Origin of the sequence: Corynebacterium sp. FDAARGOS 1242, from assembly GCF_016889985.1 — a bacterium.
Taxonomy (GTDB): domain Bacteria; phylum Actinomycetota; class Actinomycetes; order Mycobacteriales; family Mycobacteriaceae; genus Corynebacterium; species Corynebacterium minutissimum_B.
On record NZ_CP069568.1, the window covers coordinates 1,908,366 to 1,925,705 of the forward strand.

At 59.5% G+C, this 17,340-nt stretch carries 18 protein-coding genes; 4 read left to right on the forward strand and 14 right to left on the reverse strand.

What is annotated here, in order from left to right:
• Positions 1 to 67 precede the first annotated feature (67 nt).
• From tsaD to glmS, 8 genes are all read right to left on the reverse strand, one after another.
• Positions 68 to 1,120 carry a tRNA (adenosine(37)-N6)-threonylcarbamoyltransferase complex transferase subunit TsaD gene (tsaD, locus tag I6J72_RS09040; RefSeq protein WP_204098950.1) on the reverse strand — a complete coding sequence of 351 codons (1,053 nt, stop codon included), beginning with the start codon at positions 1,118 to 1,120 and terminating at the stop codon, positions 68 to 70.
• Positions 1,117 to 1,677: a GNAT family N-acetyltransferase gene (locus I6J72_RS09045; RefSeq protein WP_204098951.1), complete on the reverse strand. Its 561-nt coding sequence runs from the start codon at positions 1,675 to 1,677 to the stop codon at positions 1,117 to 1,119. The genes tsaD and I6J72_RS09045 overlap by 4 nt, the downstream gene beginning before the upstream one ends.
• The gene (tsaB, locus tag I6J72_RS09050) at positions 1,674 to 2,348 is read right to left on the reverse strand and encodes a tRNA (adenosine(37)-N6)-threonylcarbamoyltransferase complex dimerization subunit type 1 TsaB (RefSeq protein ID WP_204098952.1); all 675 of its coding nucleotides are present in this window, start codon (positions 2,346 to 2,348) and stop codon (positions 1,674 to 1,676) included. Before tsaB ends, I6J72_RS09045 begins: the two co-directional genes overlap by 4 nt.
• Positions 2,348 to 2,869, reverse strand: a complete 522-nt coding sequence (locus I6J72_RS09055) for a hypothetical protein (protein WP_204098953.1) — start codon at positions 2,867 to 2,869, stop codon at positions 2,348 to 2,350. Before I6J72_RS09055 ends, tsaB begins: the two co-directional genes overlap by 1 nt.
• A gap of 96 nt (positions 2,870 to 2,965) precedes the next feature.
• The gene (locus I6J72_RS09060; RefSeq protein WP_204098954.1) at positions 2,966 to 4,558 is read right to left on the reverse strand and encodes an aspartate:alanine exchanger family transporter; all 1,593 of its coding nucleotides are present in this window, start codon (positions 4,556 to 4,558) and stop codon (positions 2,966 to 2,968) included.
• A gap of 1 nt (position 4,559) precedes the next feature.
• On the reverse strand, positions 4,560 to 5,024 hold the full coding sequence (gene tsaE / locus I6J72_RS09065; protein WP_204098955.1) for a tRNA (adenosine(37)-N6)-threonylcarbamoyltransferase complex ATPase subunit type 1 TsaE: 465 nt from the start codon (positions 5,022 to 5,024) through the stop codon (positions 4,560 to 4,562).
• A complete protein-coding gene (alr, locus tag I6J72_RS09070) occupies positions 5,014 to 6,111 on the reverse strand; it encodes an alanine racemase (protein WP_204098956.1) in 1,098 nt (365 codons plus the stop codon). Before alr ends, tsaE begins: the two co-directional genes overlap by 11 nt.
• A gap of 67 nt (positions 6,112 to 6,178) precedes the next feature.
• Positions 6,179 to 8,050 (reverse strand): glutamine--fructose-6-phosphate transaminase (isomerizing), encoded by a 1,872-nt coding sequence (glmS, locus tag I6J72_RS09075; RefSeq protein ID WP_204098957.1) that lies wholly within the window; start codon positions 8,048 to 8,050, stop codon positions 6,179 to 6,181.
• A 152-nt stretch (positions 8,051 to 8,202) separates the two neighbouring features.
• Between glmS and I6J72_RS09080 the strand changes: the two genes are divergently transcribed.
• Positions 8,203 to 9,033 carry a dienelactone hydrolase family protein gene (locus I6J72_RS09080; RefSeq protein WP_204098958.1) on the forward strand — a complete coding sequence of 277 codons (831 nt, stop codon included), beginning with the start codon at positions 8,203 to 8,205 and terminating at the stop codon, positions 9,031 to 9,033.
• Positions 9,034 to 9,097: 64 nt separating this feature from the next.
• On the opposite strand, the gene I6J72_RS09085 is transcribed toward I6J72_RS09080, so the two are convergent.
• The 4 genes from I6J72_RS09085 to glmM form a co-directional block, all read right to left on the reverse strand.
• Positions 9,098 to 9,316: a hypothetical protein gene (locus tag I6J72_RS09085; protein WP_204098959.1), complete on the reverse strand. Its 219-nt coding sequence runs from the start codon at positions 9,314 to 9,316 to the stop codon at positions 9,098 to 9,100.
• Positions 9,317 to 9,671: 355 nt separating this feature from the next.
• Positions 9,672 to 11,357: a zinc metalloprotease gene (locus I6J72_RS09090; RefSeq protein WP_239107299.1), complete on the reverse strand. Its 1,686-nt coding sequence runs from the start codon at positions 11,355 to 11,357 to the stop codon at positions 9,672 to 9,674.
• 8 nt (positions 11,358 to 11,365) lie between these two features.
• The gene (locus tag I6J72_RS09095) at positions 11,366 to 11,677 is read right to left on the reverse strand and encodes a hypothetical protein (protein WP_204098961.1); all 312 of its coding nucleotides are present in this window, start codon (positions 11,675 to 11,677) and stop codon (positions 11,366 to 11,368) included.
• Between the two features lie 142 nt (positions 11,678 to 11,819).
• Positions 11,820 to 13,163: a phosphoglucosamine mutase gene (glmM, locus tag I6J72_RS09100; protein WP_204098962.1), complete on the reverse strand. Its 1,344-nt coding sequence runs from the start codon at positions 13,161 to 13,163 to the stop codon at positions 11,820 to 11,822.
• Between the two features lie 143 nt (positions 13,164 to 13,306).
• On the opposite strand from glmM, the gene I6J72_RS09105 reads away from it, so the two are divergent.
• Genes I6J72_RS09105 through I6J72_RS09115 form a run of 3 tightly spaced genes read left to right on the forward strand, consistent with a single transcriptional unit; the run spans position 13,307 to position 15,083 of the window.
• Entirely contained in the window at positions 13,307 to 13,855 is a 549-nt protein-coding gene (locus I6J72_RS09105; RefSeq protein WP_204098963.1) for a hypothetical protein, read from the forward strand.
• Positions 13,852 to 14,406, forward strand: a complete 555-nt coding sequence (locus I6J72_RS09110) for a hypothetical protein (protein WP_204098964.1) — start codon at positions 13,852 to 13,854, stop codon at positions 14,404 to 14,406. The genes I6J72_RS09105 and I6J72_RS09110 overlap by 4 nt, the downstream gene beginning before the upstream one ends.
• Positions 14,403 to 15,083 carry a hypothetical protein gene (locus I6J72_RS09115; protein ID WP_204098965.1) on the forward strand — a complete coding sequence of 227 codons (681 nt, stop codon included), beginning with the start codon at positions 14,403 to 14,405 and terminating at the stop codon, positions 15,081 to 15,083. The genes I6J72_RS09110 and I6J72_RS09115 overlap by 4 nt, the downstream gene beginning before the upstream one ends.
• Here I6J72_RS09115 and I6J72_RS09120 read toward each other — a convergent pair.
• Positions 15,080 to 15,748 carry a hypothetical protein gene (locus I6J72_RS09120; protein ID WP_204098966.1) on the reverse strand — a complete coding sequence of 223 codons (669 nt, stop codon included), beginning with the start codon at positions 15,746 to 15,748 and terminating at the stop codon, positions 15,080 to 15,082. The two genes, I6J72_RS09115 and I6J72_RS09120, sit on opposite strands and share 4 nt — an antisense overlap.
• 9 nt (positions 15,749 to 15,757) lie before the next feature.
• Positions 15,758 to 17,164, reverse strand: a complete 1,407-nt coding sequence (locus I6J72_RS09125; protein ID WP_204098967.1) for a hypothetical protein — start codon at positions 17,162 to 17,164, stop codon at positions 15,758 to 15,760.
• Between the last annotated feature and the right edge of the window lie 176 nt (positions 17,165 to 17,340).

Sequence of the window (17,340 nt, forward strand, 5' to 3'; positions counted from 1 at the left end):
CTCCTTGATTGGCGGGTGAGAAAGAGTCGCCTGCCAGACTACCGGTGCGCTGGACTTCCCGCATCCGCTAGCGCGCAGCGGCGACCAGCGGAACCTCCACCTCTAGTTGGGTATCAGTACCGCAATCCAGGCCGGAAGGCTCTGCGCCTTCATGGATGAGTTGGGCGGCGATAGCGGCAATCATGAGGCCGTTGTCGGTGCAGAGGGAAAAGCGCGGCACACGCAGCTCAATACCAGCGGACTCGCAGCGCTTCGCCGCCAGCGCGCGCAGCCGGGAATTAGCGGCCACGCCACCGCCGAGCAGCAGCACCTTGGCGCCTGTGTCCTGGCAGGCGCGCACGGCTTTGGCGGTCAGAACATCGGCCACCGCCTCTTGGAAGGATGCACACAGGTCCTCCACCTGGATTGTCGAACCTTCGCGCTCGGCTTTTTCCACGTGGCGCGCCACCGCGGTCTTGAGGCCGGAAAAGGAGAAGTTGTGGCGGTTGGGCCCGCGCAGGTCCTCGGCTTTGGACAAACCTCGCGGCAGGTCGATGGAAGGCTCGCCTTGGGCAGCCAGCTTATCGATGACTGGCCCTCCCGGATACCCCAAGCCCAGGAGGCGGGAGACTTTGTCGTAGGCTTCGCCGGCGGCGTCGTCAAGCGTGGTGCCCAGCTCCCTCATGGGCTTGCCCACGGCTTCGACCTCCAGCAGCTGGGTGTGGCCGCCAGAGACGAGCAGGGCCACCGAGTGCGGCAGCTCCTCGCCCTCCAGGTTGGCCACCGCGACGTGTCCGCCCAAGTGGTTGACGCCGTAGAAAGGCACGCCCCAGGCGGAAGCGAAGGCTTTAGCGGCCGACGCCCCGACGAGGAGTGCACCGGCCAAGCCCGGTCCCACGGTGGCGGCGACCGCATCAGGCTTGTCGACGCCCGCCTCTTTCAGCGCCACCGTCATCACCTGCGGCATGGCCTCAAGGTGGGCACGGGAGGCAATCTCCGGAACCACGCCGCCGAAGCGGGCGTGCTGCTCCATAGAGGAGGCGACGACGTTGGCGCGAATCTCCATGTGGCCGCCATCCGATAGCTCGATGATGCCCACTCCGGTTTCGTCGCAGGAGGACTCGATGCCGAGGATTATCATCTCTCACTCTTTCGTGGTCGGTACATGGTGTGGGCGTCCGCCCCGGAGGGCTGATAGTAGTTGCGGCGCAGGCCGTTGATGACAAAATCATAGGCCTCATAGAGGCGGATGGCGGGATCGTTACCTACGCGGACTTCGAGGAAGATAGGTGCGTCGTGGCTGTCGGCGAGTTCCACGATGGCGTCCATCATCATCCTCGCGATGCCGCGGCGCTGGGCTTCAGGGGCAACACCGATGGTGCGGATTTCATACTCGGGCCACGCGGCGGGGCCCATGCGGCCGACGCCGGCATAGCCTACAACCTCGTCGTCGACGTGGATGACGTCGTGGTCGACGTGGTTGTCATTATGGCCCACGCGGTTGTCGTCGCGGTCGACGTGGTTGTCATTATGGCCCACGCGGTTGACATTCATGTCAACCGCCCAGTAGGTGGTGTGCCCCGCGGCGATTTCCTGTTCGAAAGCGCGGGCGGGCCAGGGGCTTTCGCCGGGGAAGAGCACTTTTTCCAGCTCGGCGCAGCGAGAAACGTCGCCAAGCGTCAGTGGGCGTAGCCTCATGGTTCAGAAGATTCAGCACCGCAGATAAGCGCCGTTGAACGAGGCGTGGCCTGCGGGACTTTCGCATCGGGGCGGCGCAGGTAGAGCGGCACGAGCGGGGCCGGTTCGGAATCAAGGTCGGCGCACGCGACGAGGCCCGCAGCGCGCGGGGTATCCCATTCGCGGGGAAGGCCGGCGAGGGGCTCGGGAAGGCGCGGTGCGATGGCCTCCGGGAAAACTAGGCGCGGGGAAAAGCCCTCAGGCACCGTGAGATGTTCCGGCCGCGTCACCTCCGGTCCGCTGACGCGGCGTCCCTCGGAGTAGGTACCCCAATAAACCTCTTTGCGGCGGGCATCGATGGCCACGAGCCACTCCCCTTCGCGGCCCTGCGCGATGGCATCGAGCGTGCACACGCCATGCACGGGCAGCCCTAACGCCACGCCCAGAGCGGAGGCCGTCGCCATGCCCACACGCAGGCCGGTGAAGGGGCCCGGACCGGTGCCGACGACGATGGCAGAGAGGTCGGGGTAGGTCAGGGAGGCGTCGTTAAGCAGCTGCTCAATGGTGGGAATGAGCTGCTCGTTGTGCGCACGCGTATCGCTGACAACGCGGTCGACGCTTTCTCCCGTGGTGGTATCGACGATGCCCGTGACGAGGTCAGTCGTGGCAGTATCGAGTGCGAGAACCTTCATTAGCCTGCGAAGTGCCAGCGAGTGGAGTCGTCATCCTTCTCAGCGCGGAGGAACTGCATCGGCTGCTGCGGCTGCACCGGGTACACTGCGGCCACGTCCTGGCCCTGAGCCTTAGCCGCCTCGACCTGGGTGAGTACGTCGCGGCACAGGTCAACGTTGGAGCGCTGCAGCTTCTCCGCCGAGTACTCCTGCTCAGTCGACATGGTGATGAAGTAGTTCACGTCATCGGCCACCTTGCCATCCTCGAAGTCGATGCCGGCCTCGGCTGCAGGAATATCAGAAAGCTGCTCCTCCGTGGTGCCCGGGCACACGATGAGGCCTGCAACCTCCTCAGGGCCATAGACATCCGGCACAACGAGCGCAGCGAAGTCGAGGTTCTTCGGGTACTTCTCCAGGGTTTCCGCCAAAGTCGAGGAAGAGTCTTCCTCCGTGCGGGTCATCGACAGGGCGATGAGAGCGGCGAGGAAAACGGCAAAGCCGCCAATGACGACGGTGGTAATGAATTGACCAAGCTTGTTCATAAAAATTAAATCGCTCCTAGAAAAGGGAGGTGCAGTACGTGCTCATCCTACGTGACTGCCCTCCCCTGCCCCTGCACTACCCAGTGCAGGGACTCGTTAGACGATGATTAATGCCAGCATCTGACACATGAGAATCTTGCCGATAATCGTGGTCGGATACACCGTGGCATAGCCGCGTTCTGCCAGCTGGGTGCCGGTCTGCGAGTTCAGGTATGCCATCACGGCAGGGTTGGTGGTCATACCAGCGGCCACGCCCATGGACTCATCAAACTTGAGGCGCAGAACCAAGGTACAGACAATGCCCAAGCCGATGGCAGCGACGAGGGACAAAACAAGGCCTACGCCCATGTACTTCAGCGACACCGGATCCGAGAGGGCATCACGGAACTGACCACCAGCAGAGGTACCTACGCCCGCCAGGAAGAGTGTGAGGCCCAGGGTGGAGATCGTCTGCTTGGCGTGGAACGGCATCTGCCAGTGAATGCGGCCGGTACGGCCCAGGGCACCAAGAATGAGGCCCACCACGATGGGGCCGCCACCGAAACCGAAGGACAGCGTCGTGCCGCCGGGCAGGGGAATCGGGATAGCACCGAAGAGCAGACCAATAAGCAGGCCGAGGGCGAAGGGGAACAAGTCCACATTGCCGAGCTTGGATTCGGAGTCACCGAGGAAGGTTCGGACGTCGTCAAGCCGGCCCGGAGCAGTGACCACACGGACGCGGTCCGAGTAGTAGAGCACGGAGTTGTCATTCGGCACGATTTGAGTATCACCGCGGCGGATACGGGCGATGAGGAAGCCATGCTTCAGCGTGTTCAATTCCCCAATGGTGCGGCCGGCTACCTTCGGGTTCGACAGCGTGAGTCGGCGGTAAATAAGGCCGTCTTCCTCACGAAGTTGCAGTTCGATTTCTTCGCCCAGGATGGCAATCGCGCGCTCCAGCGATGGGATAGTGCCGTTGAGAAGAAGCTCCATACCGGCACGCAGCTTCATGTCTGGATCAGCAAGGACGTGCTCGTGTGACTTGCGGAGGCAGCGGGTAGCGATGACAGCCTGACCCGTGTACTCCGCAATTTCGCCCACGGTTACACCAGGGTCCTTGGTCAGGCGCACGGCCTTCCACTTGAGGGGCTCAGAGAGCATGCCTTCCTCTTTGGCATCTTTGACGTGGTTGACGCGGAAGACCTTGGCGCCAATCGCAGCCACCAAGATGGTGGCGATGATGCAGCCTGGGTAGGCCAGGGAGTAACCAACGACTGGGGCACTGTTTCCGCCTAAAGTTTCCACCACAGCAGCCATACCGGGGGTAGAGCTCTGGGAGCCGGCAAGCATGCCGACGGCCTGCGCTGGGTCGAGGTCGAACAGGCGCACCGCGCCGGCAGTCAGTCCGGCGAGAACGAAGAAGAAAACGATAACGACCAGCGACATCTTCCAACCACGGCGCCGGAAATCTTCAAAGAAGCTGCGGCCGAAGTTCAGGCCGATGACGTAGACGAAGATGGCGAGGCCAAACTGATACACGAATGGCGGAACCACAATGTCCGGGTTAGCAGCGGAAAGACCCAGGGCCACGAACATCGCTGCCGCGGCACCGAGCGAGATACCAAAGAAATTAATCTTGCCGATGGCCAAACCCACGGCCATGATCAAGAAGAGAGTCAACAGGGGTTGTTCGGCAAGAAACGTCAGCACATTAATTCACCCATTTCCACGAAAAGACACGGCTATCATCCTCTGCGTCGCGATTGATCGACACGACCAGATAGGAATCCGACAGACGCTCCATGAAGCCACCACCCCATTCGGCAACGACAACGGCGTCGTCGATATCGGTGTCCAAGTCTAAACCGTCTAACTCTCCTAATGGATCATCAGAGTGGTCAAGGAGGCGGTACGCATCGACGTGAACCAACGCCGGCCCGCCCACGAGTGAAGGGTGTTCCCGAGCAATGACAAATGTCGGCGAGGTCACCCTCCCCTTTACTTGCATACCACTGGCAATCCCCTGGGTAAACGCTGTTTTTCCAGCTCCCAGAGGCCCATCTAGAATGACCAAATCCCCGGCTTCCAGCGCTGCACCGAGATTTTCCCCGAGTGCGTAGGTCTCTTCAGCTGTAGCGGCGATATGAGTGCCCTCGTGGGGAAAATCACTGCGCATTGTTATCTCCTTCACGGTAGAAACGCTCGGTGCGCCCGGTAGGGCGGCAAACAATTTCATAGTCAATGGTCCCCGCCGCTTCCGCGAGCTCCGTGGCGCTCATACCGCCTTTACCGAAAATGACGGCACGATCCCCCGGTTTCACTCCGCGCTCATTGGCGCCGAGGTCCACGACGATCTGGTCCATGCACACGCGCCCGACCTGCGGGTATAGCTCGCCGCCGAGGCCTACCTTGAGCGCTCCCTGAAAGGCTCTCGGCAGACCATCGGCGTAACCCACGGCGACGGTGGCCAGCTGGCGGTCGCTGTCGGCGGTCCACGTCAGTCCGTAGCTTGTGGATTCTCCTTGCGAAATCGGCTTCACAGCCACCACGGAGCTCTCCCACGTCATTGCCGGTTTGAGTCCGTGGTCGCGCCCGGCAACGGGTTCGAGGCCGTACAGGGCCACGCCGACGCGGACCTGGTCGAAACGCGCGGATGGACGAGTAAGCGCCGCCGGGGAATTGGCCATGTGGTTCACCGGGCATTCGAGGCCGACGCCACGGGCGCAGGTCAGGGCTTCCCGGAATTCTGCCTCTTGGTGGTCATTGTGTGGATGCTCCGGCTCGTCTGCGCACGCAAAGTGGGACATGAGGCCGAGGACGGTGAGGGTGGGGGCGTCGCGAAGCAGTGCGAAGGTCTCTTCCCACTGCTGCTTGTCGACGCCCGAGCGGTGCATCCCCGTCTCCACCATCACGAAGACCTCAGCCTGGCGCCCAGTAGCAATAAGCGCGCGAGCGTGCTCGGGAGACGGGATACCGATCTGGATCCCCGCATCCAAGGCAGGCGTGAGGTCTTCCTTCGGATCCCACAGCCACCCTGCAATGGGAGTAGTGGGTATAACGTCACGCAACGCCACCGTCTCTCCCAACGTGGCTACGCCGAAGGCATCGGCACCTGCCGTGTCCATGACCGGGGCGACGCGCTCCATGCCGTGCCCATAGGCGTCCGCTTTCACCACGCACATGAGGCGGGCCGGGGCGACCACGTCTTTCATGTAGGCGACATTATGGGCAATGGCTTCGAGGTCGACGGTGGTTCTCAGCATGCCCCTTATTGTGCCACGAGCGGGCAGGAGCCTTAGACTCACTGCCCGCTCGTTAGGGAAGGTGGATTTATTCCACGGTGACGGACTTCGCCAGGTTACGCGGCTGGTCTACGTCGTAGCCCTTGGCTGTGGCCACACCGCAGGCAAAAATCTGCAGCGGCACGGTTGCCAGCAGGGGCTGCATGAGCGTCGGCGCCTGCGGGATACGAATGATGTGGTTGGCGTAGGCCTCGACGGCCTCGTCACCTTCCTCCGCAATCACGATGGTGATGGCGCCACGGGCGCGGATCTCCTGAATGTTGGAGACCACCTTGGAGTGCAGGGAATCGCGACCGCGTGGGGACGGAACGATAACGAAGACCGGCTGGCCTTCCTCAATGAGGGCAATCGGGCCGTGCTTGAGCTCGCCGGCAGCAAAGCCCTCTGCATGGAGGTACGCAATCTCCTTGAGCTTCAGTGCGCCTTCAAGTGCCACCGGGAAGCCGACGTGGCGGCCCAGGAAGAGTACCGACTTCGCGTTCTCCATGGCGTTGGCCAGATCGTAGACCTGCCCCTCATTCTCGATGACCGCCTCGACCTTGTCCGGCATGGCGCGAAGCTCGTTGAGTACCGCGGTGACCTCGTCGGAGAACATGTTGCCGCGCAGGCGCGCCAGGTATAGGCCCAGCAGGTAAGTTGCGGTGATCTGTGCCAGGAAGGCCTTGGTGGACGCCACAGCGATCTCCGGGCCGGCGTGGGTATACAGTGCGGCGTCGGACTCGCGCGGGATGGAGGAACCCTGGGTATTGCAGATGGCAATCACCTTGGCTCCCTGCTGGCGGGCGTGGCGCACGGCCATGAGGGTATCCATGGTTTCGCCCGACTGCGACAAAGCCACGACGAGGGTCTTTTCGTTCACGATGGGGTCGCGGTAACGGAACTCGTGGGCAAGCTCGACCTCGCACGGAATACGGCACCAGTGCTCGATGGCGTAGCGCGCAACGTGACCGGCGTACGCGGCGGTACCGCAGGCGATGACGATGATCTTGTCGATGGACTTGAGCACCGACTCGTCGATACGGATCTCGTCAAGAATCAAGTGGCCGTTTTCATCGAGACGGCCCAGCAGCGTATCGCGCACGGCAGCGGGCTGGTCGTGGATTTCCTTCTCCATGAAGGAGTTATATCCGCCCTTTTCCGCAGCTGCGGCATCCCACTTGATCTCGAAAGGCTTGCCCTGGGCAGGCTTGCCGTCGTAGTCAGTAATTTCAATCTCGTCCGCGGTGATGGTCACCACTTGGTCGTTGTCCATCTCCACGGCGGACTTGGTGTAGTCGATGAACCCAGAAACGTCCGACCCCAGGAAGTTTTCTCCCTCACCCAGGCCGATAACCAGCGGCGAGTCACGGCGCGCTGCCACAATACGGTCAGCCTGGTCGGCGTGAATAGCGAGGAGGGTAAACGCACCTTCAAGGCGAGAGCAGGTCAGCTGCATCGCCTTGGTGAGGTTCTCACCAGCTTCATTGTGGAAGACGTCTGCCAATAAAGTGGCGGCAACCTCGGTATCCGTTTCGGACACGAAGTTGTGGCCCTTGGACTCCAGCTCGTGCTTCAGCTCGGCGAAGTTTTCGATGATGCCGTTGTGTACGACGGCGAGCTTGCCGCCATCTACCACGTGCGGGTGGGCGTTAAGATCCGTCGGGCCACCGTGGGTGGCCCAGCGAGTGTGGCCAATGCCCAAGACCGAGTCCTTGAGCGGGCGGGCTTCAATTTCGGCTTCGAGCGCCGCTACCTTACCGGCTTTCTTACGCCAGCCAATCTCACCATCGGCGTACATGGCAACGCCCGCGGAGTCATAACCGCGGTATTCGAGTCGGCGCAGGCCTTCCAGCACGACGTCTTGGGCATAGTAGTCACGACCATCAGTGTTATGGCCTACATATCCAACAATTCCACACATGAAACTGGATTTTACAGCACGTATCACCATGTTGACGGTCTGGGAGGGGCTGTTTTCTGCCGCGGGCCTGACCTTTGCAGAAACACTTTCCAATCCCCCTCCCCGCGGCCTATTCCACCTGTGCGGGCAGTCTTTCCTCTATTCTGTAAAGCGTGTCTGCGAATTTGAAGAAGCATCTCGGTACGTTGTCCAAGCGCGGCCCGCACCGCGTCCTCGTTGGTGACCTGTCTTATGCAGGAATTGAGGGCAAGGTGTACACCCCGTCTGAAGGAAAAGGCCTGCCTGCTGTAGCCTTTGCCCACGATTGGACGAAGAGCATCAAGGATTACCACGCTACGTTGCGCCACCTTGCTAGCTGGGGCATCGTCGTCGTTGCTCCCGATACGGAAACCGGTGCTTTTGCCAAGCACCGCAACCTCGTTGCTGACGTCGAATCAGCCCTACAAATAGCTACCGGTGTCAAGCTGGGCGCTGGCAAAATTTCGGTGTCCGCCTCCAAGTTGGGCGTCGTCGGCCACGGTATGGGCGGCGGCGTGGCCGCACTCGCAGCCGTGGATAACCCCAAGGTCCGTGCAGTAGCGGCCCTCTACCCGGCTGACACGTCACCGTCCGCGGTCAAGGCCGCCCCCACTGTGAAGGCACGTGGTCTTATTATCGGCGCGGGCCAGGATGACATCTTCCGCGCAGGTAACCCCGCCAAGCTGGCAAATGCTTGGGGCGGACCGGTGGCCTACCGTGAGATTGCTAAGGGCACGCAGTCTGGTTTCAGCGAAGATAAGTTCTTCAAGCTCGCGCTTGGCTCCGGCTTTTTCCAGGGCGCTGCGGTGGAGACTGCCCGCGGTCTCGTTACCGGGTTCCTTCTTAGCGAGCTGGCGGGTGAGTCCAAATACGATGCTTTTGCGGCTGCCGACGCCTCCGCCAAGGGCGTGGAAAGCTTTACCGGCGAGGCTTTGGCAAAGCGCGCCGGCTTCGAACGCGACTAAATACGTATCAACTAGAAGGCGCCGCAAGGCGCAACTCTTCCTTCAGCTACAGCAGGACGGTCAGTTATCCGTCCTGCTTTAGCCGTTTTAGTTGAGGGACCTCAATAAGGCACCAGGCGATAAGTCCAATGCCTGGAAGAAGCAACTGAGCGGCCGTCCACAGCTTTATGTGCGCCATATCTCTGTCGTATTTAATCTCGACGCCAAGCACAACAAAAGCCACCAAGAGGTAAAGCATGGGAAGAACGCCCCACAGGACGTCATAAAGCCAAGGCACTGTCATGCGGCATTCTCCTCACCCTGGTTGATACGTGCAGTAGTCAGCCACCTCACAGTATCACCTGTGACTGCGAGGAACCAGACTGGTTTCTCGCTGCTGCATCAGCTGCGCCTGAGCACTGATTGCACTTGACCACGCGGGCGGTTCTGGCCCTGCCCCTGGCTTTGTCCATGCATAAGGCCTCTAGAAGCTGGGCTTCGTCCCTGTCTTTCTGGGTGCGTTTGGGCTTGGGTAGCGCGCCGCGCAGACTTTTCTAGGTCTTCCTGTGCTTTGGCCATCACCTTTTCAAACTCCAGTAACCGAGCTGCGGTGCGCTCACGGAATCCGCGGGCGAATTCATCAAAATCGTTGTGCGGCATTACCACTGCCCTGCCTTTCGTGCGTGTACGGATGGAGATTCTGAACTTGGTGCATCGGGAACATCATTCTGTTCCATCGGCGGAGCTGTATCTGGTTCTGGGGCCGGGGCGGCGGGCGCGGGAGCCTCAGCCGCCTGTACATGTGCGATTTTTTCCGGCGGCGGAGTCGGTTCCGGCACTGTGTTGAGCTCCGGTGGTGGGGCGATCACGCCATCATCACTAGAAGGCGCCGGCTCAGGTTCGGGCGCAGGCTCCGGCTCAGGTTGGGGCTCTGGTGCGGGTTCAGGTTCCGGCTCAAACTCCGGTTCAGGCAAGTTCTCAAAGAAATCCTTTGCGGCATCAGCCAGAAGCCCCAGCCCCACCAGAGCAATGCCCACGCCAAGGATTCCCAAAACACCACTGCATGATTGTTCAGGAGTGCATTCCTCTTCATCGGCAGCCTCTTCCGAGTCTTCGCAGTCCTCGATGTCCTCTTCTACCGTGTCAACATCCTCTGACTGCTCGGGTTCTACTGGCTGTTCTGAAGGTATCAATTCCTCCGAAGGAACCTCCTCTACCGGAATTGGTGTTCCCGCATCTGCTGGCGTGGTAGCGCAGTCCTGCTCCTCCTCACTCTTTTCACTCTTGTCGCAGCCACAAGAGTGAGCGTCCTTCTCTTCCTGATCCTCCTGGCAACCACAAGGTTTCACGGTGTCCTCAGCTGAATCAGGCTCAGGCTCTCGTACTGGTTTTGGAACCTTCTCCTCTGGTTCCGGCGTGACAATGCTCTGTGGGGTGGTCTCCGGTGGGCACGGCTCGGACACCTGCTGGGGCTCTGTCTGTGGATCGGAGTCCTTTTCTGGGGCTGGCTGCTGTGGGGCTTCGGGCTTAGCAGGCGGCTGCGGTTTCGGAGTCGGTTCAGACTCCGAGGGTTGGCTTGGGGCAGGTGGGCTCGACGGCGCAGCTGGCGCAGCAGGCTGAGCAGGCGCAGTCGGCGTAGTTGGCGCGGTTGGCTCACATGATTCAGGGGCTGGCTGCGGGCACTCCTGCGTTTCCTCCTCGCGGCCGCACTCGGGGTTCGGAGGTGTCTCGGGAAGCTCGCGCTCGCACACCTCACTGCAACGCCTTTCAAATTCGCAATAGCAGTTCTCGATAGCGGTATCGCGATCACGACAGGTCTGCGTGATCGTGTCATTTGTCTGCTCAATAAGGTCGCTGCCGATGGATGAGATACCAGGCGCAATGAGTTTTCCCAACGGGTGACGCTGCAGCAGCATTGTCAGGATGTTGAGCAGCGGAATGACTGCAGAGATGAGCTCCACCAAAGCGGAGTCGGAGACATCGACAACATCCTCAATAGCATCCGAGCATTGCTGCGCGGACTCTACAAGGTCATCGGCCTCGCGGCGTTCCTCTTCAAAGTCATCCTGAACGCCGCGTAGATGCTCCATAATCGCACCCCCAGCCAACGACAGAACGGTTCCGAGGAGGAATTCCTTCAGCCCCCTACCACCGCCATCTGGGCGGCGGGCTCCCATTGCGGAGGCAGTGCTGGAAACAAGGTCCTCGGTGTTGATTCCATCGACCGAGCCGACCATATCCCCTAACAGCCCAATTGGTGTTCTGGGGCCGGCGTAACTGCCCATGCTCGCGGCCTGGAACTGAGACACTGCTTGTGAATAGTCCCCCAACAGAGACTTCGCCATTGTGGACACTAGTTCACCCCCGAGGTCTGCGCGCCTAGGTGGCCAGCCAGGCCACGATCTACATCGCCGAAGGCGTGCAGCTGTGCCCGGGTGGCATCGGCCGTCGCAGACATATTGTTCAAACGCCACGCGCCGCGCTCATGCAACCGGTTGAGGAGGGCTTGGATCTGAGCCCCGTGTCCGCCAAAGTCCCTGCCAGCAGACGCCTGCGGGAAAACCGGGACATCACTGCCGTGGGCGTCGCTTTGCACGGCGGTCTGGTCAATAACAGTACTCAGAAGCCTTGTTGCTTCATCCTCATCAAAAAATACGTCGGGCATAAACGCGCCCTCCTTCTCGTCCACAACGAACAGTTTTTCCTGCCCTTATTGGACTGAGAAAGCCTCCCCTCGGTTCCCCCACCACCCACAAAACACAAAACCCCAGGCCACATGGCCCGGGGTCGCAATTGAGTGAAGCGAACTAGACTGCGGAAACCACTGCAGCGAGCTTGCCCGCCACTTTGCGGGCCTGTTCCTCCTCAGCGGCTTCAACCATGACGCGGAAAAGTTCCTCGGTACCAGATGGTCGCAGTAGCACTCGGCCAGTATCGCCAAGCTCCGACTCCGCAGCAGCGATGGCTTCCTTGACCTCGGGGGCGTCGAGAATCGCAGCTTTATTAGATACCGGAACGTTGATGAGAACCTGCGGCAGTACGGTCATGACCGAAGCCAACTCTTTGAGGGACTTTCCGGATTTGGCCATGCGCGCCATGATGGATAGGCCGGTCAGCGTTCCATCACCGGTGGTGCAATCATCCGGAAGCACAACGTGGCCGGACTGCTCGCCGCCCAAGGAGAAATCGCCGCGGTTGAGCTCTTCAAGCACGTAACGGTCACCCACAGCGGTCTCCTTGACCTTAATGCCCTGCTCCTGCATAGCGATCTTGAGACCGAGGTTGGACATCACGGTAGCGACCAACGTGTTAAAGCGGAGGTCATTCTCCTCCTTCATGCCCACCGCCAACAGGGCCATAATCTGGTCACCATCGACGACATTGCCCTCAGCATCCACAGCTAGGCAGCGGTCGGCATCACCGTCGTGCGCCAAGCCCAAGTCGGCGCCGTGCTCCACGACGGCCTCCTGTGCCTTATCGATGTGCGTCGAACCGCAGCCTTCGTTGATGTTGAAAGCATTCGGCTTGTTATGGATGGCAATAACCTCAGCACCTGCTGCGGCGTATGCTTCCGGCGCCACCTTGGAGGCTGCACCATTCGCGGTATCCACGACAACCTTGATGCCGCTCAAATCTGTGGTGACCACCTCAGCAAGGTGCTTGAGGTAGCGCTCGCGACCCTCCGGCGCTTCAGAGATAATGCGGCCAATCTTAGTCGCCGTGGGGCCGTCTTCCTTGAGATTGTCCATGGCAGCCTGGATGCGATCTTCGACCTCATCTGGCAGCTTCTTGCCACCGGCGGAGAAGAACTTAATACCGTTGTCCGGCATCGGGTTGTGGGAGGCAGAAATCATCACGCCAAGATCTGCCCCAAAGTCATCGGTGAGGAACGCGATGGCCGGGGTAGGCAGCACGCCTACACGGACGACGTCGACACCTCGCGAAGCCAAACCCGAAGCGATCGCTGCATCCAGCATCTCACCCGACACGCGCGGGTCACGGCCAATAATGGCGAGCGGTCGGCGCTCATAAGATTCACGGTCTGAAGTAAAAACTTCCGCCGCGGCCTGGCCCAAGCGCAGCGCGAGAATCGGGGTGAGCTTCTTGTTCGCGAGGCCGCGAACTCCATCGGTTCCAAAAAGTCGAGTCATAGCTCTCAATTATGCCCTCTGAACCCTATTTACCGCAGGTTGAGGCTCTACTACAGTTTTAAGGCTCTTTTCTCGATGCCGTGCGCTGGGGAAACTTCCCGATTGACGCGCGCGGCGTACCGACTTCTGCTTGAATGTTGGACATGGCGAACGCAAAAGGCGTGATGAGTCGCACAGGCTCAAAAGGGTTTCGGGCCCTCAAGACACTGACAGACGGTGTAATCACCAAGTTCAACATGGTGGCACTCGCTGTCGCAGCTGTCTTTCTTGTGCTTGGCAATACCGAACCAGCAAAAACTGAGGATCCTACGACCATCGCTCCAGGTGAGACGGTAGAAGTAACGCCGGCCCAGGTGGTCTTCGATAAGCCGCGCATCGAGGACGGCCAAGTCCATGTCACCGCCACTGTACTCAATACTCAGGACGCAGCATTTTCGGACTTCCAGAAGATGTTTACGCTGACCAGGAATGGTGAGCCCCTACCAATTGACCAGTTTTCCGTGTCACCATCCCTACACAATGGGCCGGTAACGAATGCCAACCCCGGGGTCCCCTTTGCTCTTGACATCATTGTGGATGACGTTCCCGGGACGGTGCTTACCATCAATGACTTGACGGTACGCAAATCTAGGTTGGACATGTCCTACCGCTGGTTTGACCCCACGCCCGTAGCAGAGATGGAGTTAGCATGACGCATCGCAAGTCTTCCGCTCGGCCCCTGCTCAACCGTAAAAAAGTACCGATGGTCGCCGTGGCCGCAGCGATCACCTCACTTGGCATTTTCATTAGTGACCAGATGCCGAAGCCCCGCGACGTTGAGTTCGCTCACTTTGAGTACACGGATGAAATCCCCGGGCACACGCGTATCAGTCAGGTAGAAGCACACACCCGCCCGCTGGCTGCTGCAGAACATGCAGAATTTACCGGCACGCTGCCTGAAGGCGAAGACCCCAATGAGCTATATGAAGTTGCCATTGACTTCACGCTGGAACGCACGCACACATACCCCTTGATTCCCAAGCTGGAAGACTCCCAGGGGCGTGTTTTCCGCTCGTCTACACCGCAATGCGACACCGAAGTGACCTCCTTGCCCATGGCATGTACCAGTATCTTTGTACTTCCCAAAGACTCCTTTGGCCCGGCCACGCTGGAGCTAGAGGTGGAGAATCTCCTCGGTGATTTCCACCAGCAGCCAGTACCGATGGGCAAGGAGCTTCACACCGCCGTGGAGGTTAAAGCATGACGCAACAGGACACAGCATCGAAGAAGCACTCGAAAGCGTGGTGGTGGGCAGCAACAATCCCAGCGCTCGCTGTGATGGTGGCCGCTTCCTCCTCAGTCTTGGTCCACGGCTATCGCCCACTGTCAGTGCATTCGATTGCTCAGGCAGGCAAACAGGAACCAGTTGAATTCAGCTTTGATTACCAGGTGGATAAGGACGCCGTTGAACGCTCCGCCACGGTCGAACTCGACATCCTTGAAAAAGCTGAACGCTCTGAATTCAGCTCCGCGTACGCGGATAAAAATCTGATGGATCCACCTCAGCTTCCAGCAGACTTAGAGCTTTACAAAGCCACCGTGGCATGGCACGCAGATCCGGAAAACCCACTCGAAGGATGCGAGGTGGGACTTCGGAATGCCGAAGGAATCGAGCAACCTGTCCGCCTCGTGGTTTCCCCACAAGATGCGCCGGTCGATTTTCCCGCTGCTTTTCCCAACTTGTGCGAACCAGAAGGCGCAGAAGGTCCGATGGCGATCAATCCGTTTGAATTAGATGCCAACATTCTCCCCGAGCCCAGCAAGCGCCCAGATGATTGGGAGATGACTTATTACTTCATCACTAACCCGGGATTCGCTCCCACAGAGTTATTCATCACCTGGGGTGCCCCGCACGAAGTTCGTTTGGGCGCGGGCTCTTAGAAGCCTTCCCCGCTCACGACCGCCTCGATGTCCTGTGCGCCTGGATCTGTCTTGTTCCAAGGCCAGGACACCATAATCTTTTCTTGCGGGTAGTAGACAAAGATGTCACCGCCACCGAACCCATCTTTGCCCCATTCATTGACAAGGATCTCCGGCTGTGATCCACTCGCCTCACGGACAGTCCGGGTCGACGTCTGGAAGGCCTCATCGTGGTAGTCAGGCAAGGCGCGGTAAATTTTCTCCGCTTCTTCCCCCATGATGACGTTCCGTGGGCTGTGGAACGTCATGAGCCCTTGTGAGTCTTGTTCCTGGGTGAGCCACGGCTTACAGGAATAGCCATGGGCACCTTCGAGCAAAGCATTCGTTGACAGAAGCGCGGTTTCACTACACAACGCAACCTTCTCAATGAAGGCCTCTGGTAGTACGTCTTGAGTCTCTGGGCGCAGGTTCACAATGTGGTCTTCGCGCAGGTCTGGGCGTGCCAGCTCATCACCAGATTCATGTCGTTTGATCTGTTCCACGGTGATTCCACCAATAACCAGAACCGCTGCAATTACCACAGTGAGGATATTGAGTTTTCGTGAGCTCATCTGCCCGGAAGAATCAGTAGTAGCCTCCGCGCGGTCCACCTCGGCGGATTGAAAGTTTTCCGTAGTCTGCGTCACCTGTTCCACCTACTTCTCTCCTGCCGGAGCTGTGGCTGATTCGGTTTCTGCTTCCGGCGCTTCATCTACATCGCCATCGGCTTCTTCATCCAGTTCTTCCTCTGTGGCGTATTCCGCGTTGAGGAAGCGGTCCAGCGCGGCCACAACGAGGGGTAGAGCCACGATGAAATAGACTGCGCGTGCCACAACCAGTACATAAGGCTCCAGACCAATCGTGATGATCCCTAAGGCCATTGGTTTAATGATGGCGCGCAGGGCATAAATCACGCCCAGCTCTGCGGCTGATGCCAATACAAAGACGAAGCAGAATGTCAGCATCGGGACTACACCTGCAACGGTCAGCGTCTTGAAGTTGCGCCACGCACTGCGGAAGGGTCCCACCACTGGCTGCGCAGCGTTGTCGAGCATGTCACGAGTCGTGCGGAATGCTGCTTCAGAGTAGCGGCGGCCGTACTCGGCCCACATCTTTTGCTCGGCATGCGGGGAAAGCCTGCCTCTTTCAGCGGGGCCTTCAATGGGGGCATCAGCCACCGTCTGCTCTGGAGGAACCGTGTCCTCCGAGGAGGACTTCTTGTCTTCTTCCCTAGTCAGACTCGTGTTGTACACCACCGCACCTAAGGTCAACCAGGCAAAAGGAACGACGATGAAGTTGCCCATTTGCGCCGCGTTGCTCCACAACCATCCGATCGGAGCGCCAATGAGTCCTGTGTGCTCAACTATCCAATCTTTGGCGCTCACAATTGCATCCCAGACTGGGCCGATGCCTTGGCGGGTGAGAATCCAAGTACGGACCTTGTCAAGATTGCTGCTGAGGCTGAGTGACGCCGTGGCCATCCACAGAATCTCAAGGTAGGCCGCGGCAGAAGCCATGCCGAAAGCGCGCTCTCCTAGTTTGAGCGCACCGATGAGCTTGCGCAGCACAAGGATGGAAAGGATAAAGCCGACAAAAAGCCATCCAGTGCTAATGAAGGAGCGCCCGAAGTCATAATCCACAAAACTAGTGGCCACCTCAATGGTGATGCTGTCATACACAAACGTGCGTCCGTCATCGCGCAGCAGTCCGTGGGATGAATACACGGTGAGGAACGGAATAAGCAGGCCGCCGACGGTGAGAAGCGTGGTTTTATCAAGTTTGGTAAAGCGGGTCTCGCCGCCGAAAAACTCCATCGACGGCTGCATGATCCAAAAACAAATGATGACACCTGTCATCACAGACAGCGGCGCAAAGGGGAAGATCAGGGTTGCCGCTAGGGGCGAAACTGAAGAAACTACAACTGCCAGCCACAGCACCGCAGCTCGTGATGCCAGCGATAAGGCAATCACGGTAACCAGCTGCGGCAGGTAGCGCCACAGCAGCTTCGCGGCATCGACAGGAACTGCCAGTGCGTCCCTTACGCTTTCCACAATCACATTCACGCCGCTTAGTATAAGGAGGATCACACAGCTGCACTGCACGAACGGGAAACTTACCGGGTTACTCCCCATGGGAGTAAGACCAAGACAGGCAGCATGTTAATGGCATGTAGTCAGGTAGCGCCCCGAGAATTTGCGGAGAGAACGTACTCTCCACCAACGGCGAAAGCCGCCGCCTC

What these genes read in the sequence shown, in the direction of transcription:
- tsaD (WP_204098950.1), bottom strand. Translation starts at nt 1,120, where the DNA reads ATGATAATCCTCGGCATCGAGTCCTCCTGCGACGAAACCGGAGTGGGC.
- I6J72_RS09045 (WP_204098951.1), bottom strand. Translation starts at nt 1,677, where the DNA reads ATGAGGCTACGCCCACTGACGCTTGGCGACGTTTCTCGCTGCGCCGAG.
- tsaB (WP_204098952.1), bottom strand. Translation starts at nt 2,348, where the DNA reads ATGAAGGTTCTCGCACTCGATACTGCCACGACTGACCTCGTCACGGGC.
- I6J72_RS09055 (WP_204098953.1), bottom strand. Translation starts at nt 2,869, where the DNA reads ATGAACAAGCTTGGTCAATTCATTACCACCGTCGTCATTGGCGGCTTT.
- tsaE (WP_204098955.1), bottom strand. Translation starts at nt 5,024, where the DNA reads ATGCGCAGTGATTTTCCCCACGAGGGCACTCATATCGCCGCTACAGCT.
- alr (WP_204098956.1), bottom strand. Translation starts at nt 6,111, where the DNA reads ATGCTGAGAACCACCGTCGACCTCGAAGCCATTGCCCATAATGTCGCC.
- glmS (WP_204098957.1), bottom strand. Translation starts at nt 8,050, where the DNA reads ATGTGTGGAATTGTTGGATATGTAGGCCATAACACTGATGGTCGTGAC.
- I6J72_RS09085 (WP_204098959.1), bottom strand. Translation starts at nt 9,316, where the DNA reads ATGACAGTGCCTTGGCTTTATGACGTCCTGTGGGGCGTTCTTCCCATG.
- I6J72_RS09090 (WP_239107299.1), bottom strand. Translation starts at nt 11,357, where the DNA reads ATGGCGAAGTCTCTGTTGGGGGACTATTCACAAGCAGTGTCTCAGTTC.
- I6J72_RS09095 (WP_204098961.1), bottom strand. Translation starts at nt 11,677, where the DNA reads ATGCCCGACGTATTTTTTGATGAGGATGAAGCAACAAGGCTTCTGAGT.
- glmM (WP_204098962.1), bottom strand. Translation starts at nt 13,163, where the DNA reads ATGACTCGACTTTTTGGAACCGATGGAGTTCGCGGCCTCGCGAACAAG.
- I6J72_RS09105 (WP_204098963.1), top strand. Translation starts at nt 13,307, where the DNA reads ATGGCGAACGCAAAAGGCGTGATGAGTCGCACAGGCTCAAAAGGGTTT.
- I6J72_RS09110 (WP_204098964.1), top strand. Translation starts at nt 13,852, where the DNA reads ATGACGCATCGCAAGTCTTCCGCTCGGCCCCTGCTCAACCGTAAAAAA.
- I6J72_RS09115 (WP_204098965.1), top strand. Translation starts at nt 14,403, where the DNA reads ATGACGCAACAGGACACAGCATCGAAGAAGCACTCGAAAGCGTGGTGG.